At 66.8% G+C, this 10,708-nt stretch carries 11 protein-coding genes; 5 read left to right on the top strand and 6 right to left on the bottom strand.

What is annotated here, in order from left to right:
* The 3 genes from ACIQ42_RS10085 to ACIQ42_RS10075 form a co-directional block, all read right to left on the bottom strand.
* The coding region (locus ACIQ42_RS10085) for a beta-eliminating lyase-related protein (protein WP_397422068.1) at nucleotides 1-394 on the bottom strand (394 nt) is incomplete at its 3' end.
* An 8-nt stretch (nucleotides 395-402) separates the two neighbouring features.
* The gene (locus ACIQ42_RS10080; RefSeq protein WP_397422067.1) at nucleotides 403-1,554 is read right to left on the bottom strand and encodes an epoxide hydrolase family protein; all 1,152 of its coding nucleotides are present in this window, start codon (nucleotides 1,552-1,554) and stop codon (nucleotides 403-405) included.
* 71 nt (nucleotides 1,555-1,625) lie between these two features.
* Nucleotides 1,626-2,210, bottom strand: a complete 585-nt coding sequence (locus tag ACIQ42_RS10075) for a TetR/AcrR family transcriptional regulator (RefSeq protein WP_397422066.1) — start codon at nucleotides 2,208-2,210, stop codon at nucleotides 1,626-1,628.
* Between the two features lie 96 nt (nucleotides 2,211-2,306).
* Here ACIQ42_RS10075 and ACIQ42_RS10070 point away from each other — a divergent pair, with 96 nt between their 5' ends.
* The 3 genes from ACIQ42_RS10070 (at nucleotide 2,307) to ACIQ42_RS10060 (ending at nucleotide 4,465) form a co-directional block, all read left to right on the top strand.
* On the top strand, nucleotides 2,307-3,695 hold the full coding sequence (locus tag ACIQ42_RS10070; RefSeq protein WP_397422065.1) for a carotenoid oxygenase family protein: 1,389 nt from the start codon (nucleotides 2,307-2,309) through the stop codon (nucleotides 3,693-3,695).
* Nucleotides 3,695-3,832, top strand: a complete 138-nt coding sequence (locus tag ACIQ42_RS10065; protein ID WP_397422064.1) for a hypothetical protein — start codon at nucleotides 3,695-3,697, stop codon at nucleotides 3,830-3,832. The genes ACIQ42_RS10070 and ACIQ42_RS10065 overlap by 1 nt, the downstream gene beginning before the upstream one ends.
* A gap of 78 nt (nucleotides 3,833-3,910) precedes the next feature.
* Nucleotides 3,911-4,465 carry a lipocalin family protein gene (locus ACIQ42_RS10060; protein ID WP_397422063.1) on the top strand — a complete coding sequence of 185 codons (555 nt, stop codon included), beginning with the start codon at nucleotides 3,911-3,913 and terminating at the stop codon, nucleotides 4,463-4,465.
* A 20-nt stretch (nucleotides 4,466-4,485) separates the two neighbouring features.
* Here ACIQ42_RS10060 and ACIQ42_RS10055 read toward each other — a convergent pair whose 3' ends face one another.
* Complete coding sequence (locus ACIQ42_RS10055; protein ID WP_397422062.1) at nucleotides 4,486-5,721, bottom strand: flavin-dependent oxidoreductase; 1,236 nt, start codon at nucleotides 5,719-5,721, stop codon at nucleotides 4,486-4,488.
* A 77-nt stretch (nucleotides 5,722-5,798) separates the two neighbouring features.
* Between ACIQ42_RS10055 and ACIQ42_RS10050 the strand changes: the two genes are divergently transcribed.
* Together ACIQ42_RS10050 and ACIQ42_RS10045 are read left to right on the top strand one after the other, a co-directional pair.
* Nucleotides 5,799-7,676 (top strand): alkyl/aryl-sulfatase, encoded by a 1,878-nt coding sequence (locus ACIQ42_RS10050; RefSeq protein WP_397422061.1) that lies wholly within the window; start codon nucleotides 5,799-5,801, stop codon nucleotides 7,674-7,676.
* 65 nt (nucleotides 7,677-7,741) lie between these two features.
* Nucleotides 7,742-8,404 (top strand): hypothetical protein, encoded by a 663-nt coding sequence (locus ACIQ42_RS10045; RefSeq protein ID WP_397422060.1) that lies wholly within the window; start codon nucleotides 7,742-7,744, stop codon nucleotides 8,402-8,404.
* 358 nt (nucleotides 8,405-8,762) lie between these two features.
* Here ACIQ42_RS10045 and ACIQ42_RS10040 read toward each other — a convergent pair whose 3' ends face one another.
* Together ACIQ42_RS10040 and ACIQ42_RS10035 are read right to left on the bottom strand one after the other, a co-directional pair.
* Nucleotides 8,763-9,398, bottom strand: coding sequence for a hypothetical protein (locus ACIQ42_RS10040; protein ID WP_397422059.1), 636 nt, complete (start codon nucleotides 9,396-9,398; stop codon nucleotides 8,763-8,765).
* Nucleotides 9,399-9,762: 364 nt separating this feature from the next.
* The gene (locus ACIQ42_RS10035) at nucleotides 9,763-10,485 is read right to left on the bottom strand and encodes a hypothetical protein (RefSeq protein WP_397422058.1); all 723 of its coding nucleotides are present in this window, start codon (nucleotides 10,483-10,485) and stop codon (nucleotides 9,763-9,765) included.
* Nucleotides 10,486-10,708: the final 223 nt, after the last annotated feature.

The following is a 10,708-nucleotide window of genomic DNA, read 5'->3' as shown; positions in this document are numbered from 1 at the left end:
GATGGGCGACATCCGGCGCGGCGAGTGGACCGGTGAGGCTCGCAGGGTCGATCCGGCCGGACGCGCCCGGCAGGCCAATCAGTCCCAGACCCTGCCCGAAAAACCCGGGCGCGCCCGTCTCGTCCGTGCAGACGTGGGCGTGCTCATGGGCAAGCACCGACTCGAACGGCCGGCAAAGCGCTGACAGGGCGATGGCGTTGGCCGCTGTGCCCGACGCCACGAACCGAACCTCAGCGTCGGCGTCTAGCCAGGCCCGGATCAGGTCGGCGGCGCGGGCGCTGGTGGTGTCAGACCCGTATCCGGAGGCGAAGCCGGCGTTGGCCGCGGCAAGCGCCGCCATCGCCTCAGGCGTTGCGGGCGCGGTGTTGTCGGACGCAAAGTCATAGCGAGGCATGGGTTGGGTTACCCTGCCTCCCGCGCCCAGGCCCTCACCTCGTCAACGAACAGGTCCGGTTCTTCCATGGCCGCGAAGTGCCCGCCGCGGGGCATATCGGTCCAACGCACGATGTTGTGCGCCCGCTCCGCGAAGCTGCGGGGCGGCGCCGCATAGAGCGGCTCGCCGGGGAAATTCGCGAAGGCCGTGGGGGTTTCCAGACGTTCGCCCGGGGCGAAGGCCAGGCCGCCTTCCTCCACCAGGCCGCGATAGTACCAGGCGCCGGTGGTGAAGCTGTCGGTCATCACGTAGATCATGATGTTGGTGAGCAGGCGGTCCTTGGGATAGGCCTCGTCCATCGACTTGACCGACAGGTCGGACCAGTCGTGAAAGCGTTCCAGAATCCAGGCGGCCTGACCCACCGGATTGCCCGCGCCCATCCAGGCGATCGACTGCGGCTTGGAGACCTGCAGGCGGAAATAGGCGCCCATGACCTCCTGCGCGGCGGCCTGCCGCTGGGCCCAGGCGACTTCCGCCTCGCCTTGAGGTCCGCCGGGTGGGCGGAAGCCCATCATGTTGAGGTGAATGGCCCTGGCGTGCGCGCCATGATCGCGGCCCAGCCACGACGTCACCATGGCCCCCCAGTCTCCGCCCTGGGCGAGATAGGTCTGATAGCCCAGCACCTCGGTCATCAGGGTGTTGAACAGCCGGGCCGTGCTGCGCTGGCCGATCGGGCGTTTGGGTTTCGACGAGAAGCCGAAGCCGGGCAGGGACGGGACCACCACATCGAAGGCGTCGGCGGCATCGCCGCCGAATTTCGAAGGAAAGGCCAGCTTCTCGATCGCCTGCCAGAACTCATAGTGAGAGCCCGGCCAGCCGTGGGTGATGATCAGCGGTCGTTTGCCGCCGGCCTCGCCGACTACGTGAAGGAAGTGGAGGTCAAAGTCCTCGACCCGGGCCGTGAACTGCGGGAACCGGTTCAGGTCGTCGACGGCGGCGCGCCAGTCGTAGTCTTCGGTCCAGTAGTCGCAGAATTCCTTCAGATAGGCGCCGTCGCACCCATAGGCCCAGCCGTCAGGAACCTCCGGCATGGGCGGCCAGGGGTAGTCGCGGACCTGCTCCAGCACGGCGCGCACCCTGGATTTCTTCCAGTGCACCTTGAAGGGCTTGATCTTGCTCATGCGTATGTTCCCCAAGTCGGCCATCCCGGACCTTCGGCCTGATGACTTAGGGCGACATTCCGCTGCAGGCGTCAAGCGCCGGGCCGCAGTCCTTTTACCAGAGTCACCGTCAGCAGGTTTCGCAGGTCCTGGGCGGCGCCCTTGGGCAGCTTGCCGGCCATCTCGAGAACGACGATCCCATGCGTGGCGGCCCAGAACATGGCGCCGATCTTTTCGGGATCGCCGGTCATCTTGCCCGCGGCGATGCGATCCTTGACCCAGGCGCTCATGTTGTCGTGCGCCCGCTGGCCTGCGGCGACAAGCTCGGGATAGCTGTCGTCGTTCGGCTGGTTGAGGTCGAACATCAGTTTGTAGGTGTCGGGATGCTCGAACGCGAAAGCCACATAGGCCTCGCCGACATTTGCTCCCTTGCCGCCGTCGCGAGCTGCCTCCAGGGCCTCGGCGAACCGGGTGAAACCGTTGGTTCGCACGGCGGCGAGAATATCGTCCTTGTCCTTGAAGTAGCGGTAGGGCGTCATGGGCGAGACACCGAGCTCTGAGGCGAGCTGGCGCATGGTCACGGCATCGGGACCCTTCTCGGCAAACAGACGCTCCGCCGCCTCGCAAAGGCGGTCGCGAAAGTCGGCGACATCCGTGTCGGAAAGCACCCGGGGCATTCGACTCAGCACCTGAAAGAAAACGCTTGCCAACAGCTAGGCGTTCCACAATGAATTTACAACGTAAGTTACGCAAGCAAATCCGAGGGAACGGTCATGGACGGCGATGTGCGCATCAATCCCTACCTGGCAGGCAATTTCGCGCCGGTGCGGTCAGAAGATGATTTCGACCTCAAGGTGACAGGCGAGATTCCGACCGGTCTGCGCGGTGCGCTTTTCCGCATTGGTCCTAACCCGCAGTTCGATCCGAAGGGCGACTATCACTGGTTTGGCGGCGACGGGATGGTCCACGGATTCTACGTCGAGGACGGCAAGGTCCGCTACCGCAACCGCTATGTCCGTACGCCCAAGTGGGAGCTGGAACACGAGCACGGTCGCCACCTGTTCGGCGCCATGGGCAATCCGATGACCACGGACCCATTGGCGATGGGCAACGAGGGCGGCGTCGCCAACACCAACGTCCTGATGCACGCCGGCAAGCTACTGGCGCTGGAGGAGGCGCATCATCCCTTCGCCATGGATGCGCGCACGCTGGAGTCCAGGGGCTACGACCGCGCCTTCAAGGGCAAGGTCACGGCCCACCCCAAGATCGACCCCAAGACCGGTGAGATGCTTTGGTTTGCCTATGGCGTCGGTGAGATGCCGCTGTCGGCGGGGATGAGCTATGGCCGCACGGCCCCGGACGGCACGCTGATCAGCCGTCAGGATTTCCAGGCGCCTTTCGCCTGCATGGCGCATGACTTCATGGTCACCGAGCACCATGCCCTGTTTCCGATCCTGCCGCTGACCGCCAGCCTTGAACGCGCCATGAAGGGTTTGCCACCGTTTGCCTGGGAACCGGACAAGGGCGCCTATGTGGGCGTGATGCGTCGTGACGCCGATGTCTCGACCCTTCGCTGGTTCAACGCGCCGGCCTGCTACGTCTTCCACCCGCTGAATTCCTGGGAAGAGGGCGACAAGATCTACTGCGACGTCATGCGTTACAATGTGGCTCCCCTGTTCCCGAAGGCCGACGGATCGGCGGGTGACAAAGCCGCGGCGCGACTGATGCGCTGGACGTTCGATCTGGCTGGCAATTCCGACGCCATCATCGAGACCCCTCTGGATGATCTGGACGGCGAGTTCCCGCGCGTCGACCCCAGGGTCGAGACACTCAAGCACCGGCATGCCTGGTACGCCGCCGATCCTACCGGCGCGAAGACCGTCCGCCAGGGCGCCATCGCCCACCTGGACATGACCACAGGCAAGCGTCAGGTCTATGAGCTGAACGGCGGCGACCAGACCTCGGAGCCTGTGTTCGTCAAGCGCTCGGCGGATGCGGCCGAGGGTGATGGCTGGCTGACGGCGGTGATCTGGCGCGCGGCGGAGAACCGCTCGGACCTCGCCGTCTTCGAAGCCCGGGATATCGCCAAGGGGCCGATCGGCATTGCCGAGATGCCGCGCCGTGTGCCGTTTGGTTTCCACGGAAACTGGGCGGATCTCTGATGGCCGGTTGGGACCTTCTCGTCGATCGGAGCGACCTGACACGCACCACGCGGGTGGACGCCCTGCAGGCGCTCTACGCCGACGTGGTGGCGGGCCGGATGCAACCCGATGAGGGTCACATCTTTAGGCCCGTATAGAGGGTCGGCGCCATACGAACGCCTTGGATCAGGCGTCCTTCAGGCTGAACGTTTCCACGACCTCGAGAGGCAAATCGAATGCACGTTTCGCTGATCAGCCTGATGGGCGCTACCGCCTTGGCTATGGCTGCACCCGCCTTCGCCGCCACACCCAAGCCGGCGGATCCCCCGACAGCCGGACCGCTGGACGCGGCTACCTTCTACAAGGGCATGTGGTACGAGCAGGCGCGCACGCCCACCGGCCTGACGCGGGGCTGTGAATACGCCACCACCGAGCATGGCCGCGACAGCAAAGGCCGGATCACTGTCCGCGATGCCTGCCTGAAAGGCGGCCCCCAGGGCAAGGAATCCGCGATCGCCGGGATCGGCACGCTGAAGGATCCGGGCCAGAACGCGGCGCTGGAGGTGAAGTATCGCTTCGGACCCTTCCGCCCGGTTCGCACCTACCGGATCATCGCCGCCGGCCCGGCCGGCGAATGGCACATCTCGGCCGAGCCCGGCTTCGAGAAGGTCTACATCTTTACCCGTGCAATTGCGCCGCCGCTCTCAGAGGTCGAGGCGCTGATCAGCCGGGTGCGGGCCATCGGCTATGCCGGTGAGATCGAGGTGCTGAAGACCCCCGGTCGCGACTAGGTCGGCTGCTCTGCGACTGATCACCCAACGCGCGGCGGCGTGAGCGAGGCCCGGGCGTTCAGCGCCTCGCGGTCGAATCCGGCGACCTGTTTGTAGCCGTCGGCGATGGCGGAGAGCTCGGTCTGGCTGATGACGTCCGTCACGGTGGCGAAGCCGTCCGGCGCACGGGCCTCGGCCAGGTTCAGCACCCGCTCCGGACCCTCTCCGCGATTGGCCAGCACCAGGCGGGTGGTGGCTGGGCGGCGTTCGGCTTCGTAGGCGGCCAGGGCATCGGCGACGCTGGGCTGGGTCGCCAGCTGCCAGGCCAGGGTACGGGCGTCGAGGATCGCCTGCGAGGCGCCGTTGGAGCCGATGGGGTACATGGGGTGGGCGGCGTCGCCGAGCAGGGCCATGCCGCCCAGGGTCCAGCGGTCCACGGGGTCGCGATCGACCATCGGGTATTCGAAGATCTGGCTGGCGTTGCGGATGATGGCCGGGGCGTCCAGCCAGCCGAAGTTCCAGGTCTCGAACCGGGGCAGGAAGTCAGCGGGGTCGCCCGCCCGGTTCCAGTCCTCGCGCCGCCACTCGGGGCCCTCGGGGAAGCGCAGTTCGGCGATCCAGTTGATCAGGGACCGTCCCGGCGCGGCGGCCGGGTCGATGGGATAGCAGACGAACTTCTGGTCGCCGTGGCCGGCCATCACCATGGTGCGACCGCCGAGGTAGGACGGGGCCTCGGTGATCCCGCGCCAGAGCACCCGGCGGTTCCAGATCGGCGGGCCTTCGTCGGGAAACAGCTGGGCGCGCAGGGCCGAGTGGATGCCGTCGGCGGCGATGATCACGTCGGCGCTCGCGGCGGCGCCGTCGGCGAAGACGACCGAACGGCCGTCGCTGGATGCGGCCCGATGGCCTGTGCGGATGACCCCGTCGCCCAGCCTCTGCAGGACGGCTGTCTCCAGCAGGGTCAGCAGGGTTCCTCGATGGATGGAGTATTGCGGCCAGTTGTAGCCGGCGCCCAGGCCCCGCGCCTCGCGCCAGATCTCCTGGCCGTGGCGGTTGGCGTAGACCAGGGCCTCGGTGGCGACGCCGGCGGCGGCCAGGTCTTCAGCCAGGCCCAGTTCGCTGAGTTCGCGCACGGCATGGGGCAGCAGGTTGATCCCGACGCCCACGGCGCGCAGCTCGGGCGCGGCCTCATGGACCTCAACCTCGATCCCGGCGGCGTGCAGGCTGAGCGCGGTGGTGAGGCCGCCGATCCCGGCGCCGATGATGATGGCCTTCATGGCCCATGCCTTTCACAGCGTCGACGTATTGCCAACACCTGTCGTGCGCGCCACGGTCGGCCAAGCGGAGGACAATCATGAGAATACTGATCGGCGGCCTGATGGGCGCACTGGCTCTGGCTTCAGCGGCGGCAGCCGCGCCGGACTACAACGATCGCCGGGACTACGCCTTCGCCGACTTCGGCTTCCTGGGCACGCGGGCGGACCCGAAGATCCTGGGCGCCGGCGGCAATCTGGTCTGGGACCTGAACGCCTATGACTTCCTGAAAGGCCCGGCGCCGGCCAGCGTGAACCCCAGCCTGTGGCGCCAGTCGCAGCTTCTGGCCCGGCACGGCCTGTTCGAGGTGACCAAGGGCGTCTGGCAGGTGCGCGGCTTTGATATCTCCAACGCCACCTTCATCGCCGGCAAGACCGGCTGGATCGTCATCGACCCGCTCACCTCCTCGGAGGTGGCCAAGGCGGCGCTGGACCTGGCCAACGAGAAGCTGGGCGCGCGGCCGGTGGCAGCGCTGATCTACACCCACAGCCACGGCGACCACTTCGGCGGCGCGCGCGGCATGGTCACCCAGGCCGACGTGGACGCCGGCAAGGTCAAGGTGATCGCCCCGTCCGGCTTCCTGGAGCATGCGGTCAGCGAGAACGTGATCGCAGGCCCGGCCATGACCCGGCGCGCCACCTATCAGTTCGGCACCTTCCTGCCCAAGGGCGTGACGGGGCAGGTCAGCGCCGGGATCGGCCTGGCGGTGAGCCCGGGGACCATGACCTTGATCCCGCCTACGGTGGAGATCACCAGGACCGGGGAGGAACTGGTGGTCGACGGGGTGCGGATGCAGTTCCAGATGACGCCCGGCACCGAGGCGCCGTCGGAGATGAACATCTATCTGCCGGACCTGAAGGTGCTGGACCTGGCCGAGAACGCCAATCCGACGATGCACAATGTGCTGACGCCGCGTGGCGCCCTGGTGCGCGACGCCAAGGAGTGGGCGGCCTACCTCAGCGAGTCGATCCGGCTCTATGGGGACAAGAGCGACATCCTGATGACCAGCCACGGCTGGCCCCGGTTTGGCCAGGCGGTGATCGGCGACTATCTGGCCAAGCACCGCGACGCCTACAAATACCTGCACGACCAGACGGTGCGGCTGATGAACGAGGGGCTGACAGGTCCGGAAATCGCAAATCGCATCAAGCTGCCGGAGGCGCTGGACCGGGAGTGGTACAACCGCGGCTATTACGGCTCGATGAGCTTCAATTCGCGGGCGATCTATCAGCGCTACATGGGCTGGTACGACGCCAATCCGGTGAACCTGGCGCCGCTGGAGCCGGCGGATGAGGCCGCCCGCTATGTGGCGATGATGGGCGGGCCGGCGACTGTTCTGGCGGCGGCGCAGGCGGCGTTCGACAAGGGCGATGACCGTTGGGCCGGCGCGCTGGCCAACCGGCTGGTGTTTGCGGATGCGGCCAACCAGCCCGCCCGCGACCTGCTGGCGCGGACCTATGAGCGGCAGGCGGCGGGGGCGGAGAGCTCGCTGTGGCGCAACATCTATCTGGCCGGGGCGCAGGAACTGCGCGTGGGCGTGCGGCCCGCGGCGGGGCCGGGCGCCGCGGCCCTCGATCTGGTGCGCAACACCTCGACGACCATGCTGCTGGACCTGCTGGCCGTGCGGCTGGACCCGGACAAGGTGAAGGACGGCGCGGTCAGCGTCGACCTGGTGTTCCCGGATCGCAAGGAGCGGTTCCGGGTGAGCGTGCGGAACTCGGTGCTGACCTATGAGGCCGACCCGAAGACGGGCAAGGCCGACGGCGTCTTCACCATGCCGCGCGCGCAGTTTCTGGCGGTGGCCCTGGCGGGACAGCCCACGTCGGGCGTTGCGTCCGAAGGGGATGCTGGGGCGCTGGCGCGGATGCTGGGCTGGCTGACGGCGCCGACGCCGAACTTTGCGATCGTGACGCCGTAGGGGGGTGGGTCTTGCCGGACGGGGGGCGTGTCGGCAAGATCGCTCAGGCTAGCCATGGAGGCAAAATGCCACGCAGGTTGTTGATGGTCCTGGCGGCGGTGGGGCTGATGGGCGCCGGCAAGGCGCCGTCGCTGGCACCGGGCGACGTGCGCCCGGTGGGAAATGTCGCGGTGTCGGCGGAGACCTATTCCGGTCGCGCGGCCCTGCGGGTCGAGGATCTGGGTGCGCCGAACGGTCAGTTCGAGAAGCTGGTGCGGCTTCCCGGCGTTGAGTTCGGCGACGGCGAGATCGAGCTTTGGGTGGCGGGGTCGCCGGCCGGCGGGGCCGTCGCCGGTGCGCGCGGGTTCGTGGGCGTGGCGTTCCGGCTGTCGGAGGATGGCGCCACAGGCGAGGCCCTCTACATCCGGCCCACGAACGGGCGGGCGGAGGATCAGGAACGCCGAAATCATGCTGTCCAGTATATCTCGGCGCCCGACTGGCCCTGGGAGCGGACACGTCGGGAGACGCCCTCGCGCTACGAGGCCTATGCCGACATGGAGCCGGGCCGCTGGACGCGGATGCGTGTGGTGGTGTCGGGCGACAAGGCGCGCCTGTTTCTCGACGAGGCGACCCAGCCGGTGCTCATCGTGAATGACCTGAAAGGCGGCGCCGCACGCAAGGGCGGCGTGGCGCTCTGGATCGGGCCGGGAACCACCGCCCGGTTTGCAGACGTCAGGATCCGCCCGTAAGCGCCGGGGGCGTTTGCGGTTGAGGGCGGGCAATCGGGCGCCCCTTCTCCCCTTGCGGGACCGTTGCGTTATTCCAGATAGCGAGAGAGCTCGACGCCACGCCCCTTCGCCCCTTGTGGGAGAAGGTGGCCCCGCGAAGCGGGGTCGGATGAGGGGTCGATAATCCTCTCCGATAAGGCATTGAAATCATTTCGATAGGGCGGCGCGACCCCTCATCCGTCAGGCTTCGCCTGCCACCCCCGCCTTCGCGGGGGCAGGCTCTTCTCCCACAAGGGGCGAAGGGACGCGTAGGCCAATTCTGGCGCCAGCCTGAATTACGCAATGGTTCCACAAGGGGAGAAGGACGCTGGGCAGCCGATCAGCCGAACCGGTAGGGCGGGGGGCGGGGTTTGCCGTGGAAGGCCGGCGGGGGGCCGGAGAGGGTGGAGGCGCCGCCCAGCAGGGCCGCTTTCGGTGGGGCCTTGGGGCGGTTCATCAGGGCCACGGCGGCTGTGGCCGGAGCCGGCGATGCCGCAGGGCCCTTCGCGCCGGTCAGCAGGGTGTCGAGTTTGGGGAGGATGTCGGCGCGGACGTGGGCGGGCAGGGCCTCGATGCGCGCCGCATCCCGGGCGACCACGCCCAGGGTGGAGAGGAATTTCGGCAGGCTGACCGGCTCATAGTCGCGGTCGCGCTCGCGTTCCGTCGTGAAGCGTGGCTCGTCAGTTTCCGGCGGATCCTGCAACCGTTCGGTTTCCAGCCGTTCGGTCTCGAGGCGTTCGACCTCGGGCCGGGCGACGGACTTCGGCGCAGCGCGCAGCATCAGCGACAGCCGAATCCCCATCCGCACGGCCAGAAAGCCGCGCTGGAACGCCTCGAACATCTGAATCCGCAGTTTGCCGTCAGCCTCCGCCTTCGCCGCCTCGGCCACCGCCACGCTCAACGCATGCGCACAGTCGACCAGCGCCTCCACCATCCGGAGCTCATGTTCGGTGCGGGCGACAGCGGTGTCGTGCATGAGAACAAATGTAGAACATGACGGGGTGGTTGTAAAGTGGTGGCGGCTCTGTTTTTGCGGTAGGGCCGTTTGTGGCAAGCGCGTTTGTGACGTTTCGGTTTGTGAGGCGCGACGGCGCAGGCCCGGCCATGGATCTCATGGCGGCCAGTTTGCCTGACGCCCAGGCCAACTCAAGGACGGCGCAGAGCGCCGCCGCGGCGCGGCTGGCCGAAGGCCAGTCCTTGACTTGGCCTGGACGTCAGGCTCGCATCATCCGTGAGATTTAAGGCGGGGAGGCATCTGGCGATGCGCTCTCGAGCTGGGGGTGGGAGGTGATGGGGGTGCGTGATGAGCTGTCCCCGTATGCCCTCCCAGTATATGGGCGCTATCGGCGTTGGCTACCGAGCAGAAGGCCGCTTAATGCTGGTATGTGCATCAGCACGTTCGCATCTTCAGCTATAGTCTGAGCGGTCGCGATAAGTCGGTCTCCAGTGTCCCTCATTGCGGTTAGTGCCTCTTCAAGGATCTCGCGGCAATCACTTCTCTCGTGCACTTCTGGTGGCCGCATGCAGTGCATAAATGCGACCAAATTGGATAGCATGATCGGGTCAGTGACCTTGGGCATCAGAACCACGAACGCCTCGCGACATTCGGACATTATCCCCGCCCATTTTCGATATGAAGTGGGCCACGGGATATCCGTTGTTGGGGTCATCGCCTCGAATATGTCTTGGGTCCACCTTAGGGCGTAGCTGCTCAGTGAACTGATCGTGACCACTGCCTCAATCTTTTCAACGGCTTTTGCGAGCTCGGCTTGTTCGAATTGACGGCGCTGGCGCCGAGCCGAGCCGCGATCCACCCACACGGCAGCACCGATCGCTACCACGCTGAAGATTGCCTGAAACCAACTAGCCGTCTCATCCCACGCTACAGCGTAGCCGACCAACTGCTCAATTGTCGTTTGAAGCCAGTTCATGACCGCAACGCTGCGCCGATTCTCGCCGAGCAGTGTCGTGAACGTGTCCGAAAGTGGGGACGCACACGCTTCTTGGGCGCACTGCGTGCGGCTCGCCCCCTCCACCACGCGCTCTACGGCCGGCTGCGCCAACCTCGGCGCGCGGTCCCCCTCCCGCCGCCTTGCGGGGGAGGTAAGAGCCTTGTCTTGGAGCGGAGTAAAGCGGACAGCTTACCCATCCCCCAAACGCTAACGGCATTGGACCGCACCCCGTCGGTCAGGCCGGGGAGATGGGGACCACACACCGTGCTTATCCCGACGCTCACAACCCAGGACGAGAACTCAACTCACGCCGCCGCCTTTGGCTTCACGCTCA

The organism is Phenylobacterium sp., from assembly GCF_044372605.1.
Classification (GTDB): Bacteria; Pseudomonadota; Alphaproteobacteria; order Caulobacterales; family Caulobacteraceae; genus Phenylobacterium.
This window is presented reverse-complemented; position numbering and strand designations above follow the sequence as displayed.

Coding starts and splice junctions, on each gene's coding strand:
- ACIQ42_RS10050 (WP_397422061.1), top strand. CDS start 5,799: ATGAGAATACTGATCGGCGGCCTGATGGGCGCACTGGCTCTGGCTTCA.
- ACIQ42_RS10040 (WP_397422059.1), bottom strand. CDS start 9,398: ATGCACGACACCGCTGTCGCCCGCACCGAACATGAGCTCCGGATGGTG.
- ACIQ42_RS10065 (WP_397422064.1), top strand. CDS start 3,695: ATGGCCGGTTGGGACCTTCTCGTCGATCGGAGCGACCTGACACGCACC.
- ACIQ42_RS10045 (WP_397422060.1), top strand. CDS start 7,742: ATGCCACGCAGGTTGTTGATGGTCCTGGCGGCGGTGGGGCTGATGGGC.
- ACIQ42_RS10060 (WP_397422063.1), top strand. CDS start 3,911: ATGCACGTTTCGCTGATCAGCCTGATGGGCGCTACCGCCTTGGCTATG.
- ACIQ42_RS10075 (WP_397422066.1), bottom strand. CDS start 2,210: ATGCCCCGGGTGCTTTCCGACACGGATGTCGCCGACTTTCGCGACCGC.
- ACIQ42_RS10055 (WP_397422062.1), bottom strand. CDS start 5,721: ATGAAGGCCATCATCATCGGCGCCGGGATCGGCGGCCTCACCACCGCG.
- ACIQ42_RS10070 (WP_397422065.1), top strand. CDS start 2,307: ATGGACGGCGATGTGCGCATCAATCCCTACCTGGCAGGCAATTTCGCG.
- ACIQ42_RS10080 (WP_397422067.1), bottom strand. CDS start 1,554: ATGAGCAAGATCAAGCCCTTCAAGGTGCACTGGAAGAAATCCAGGGTG.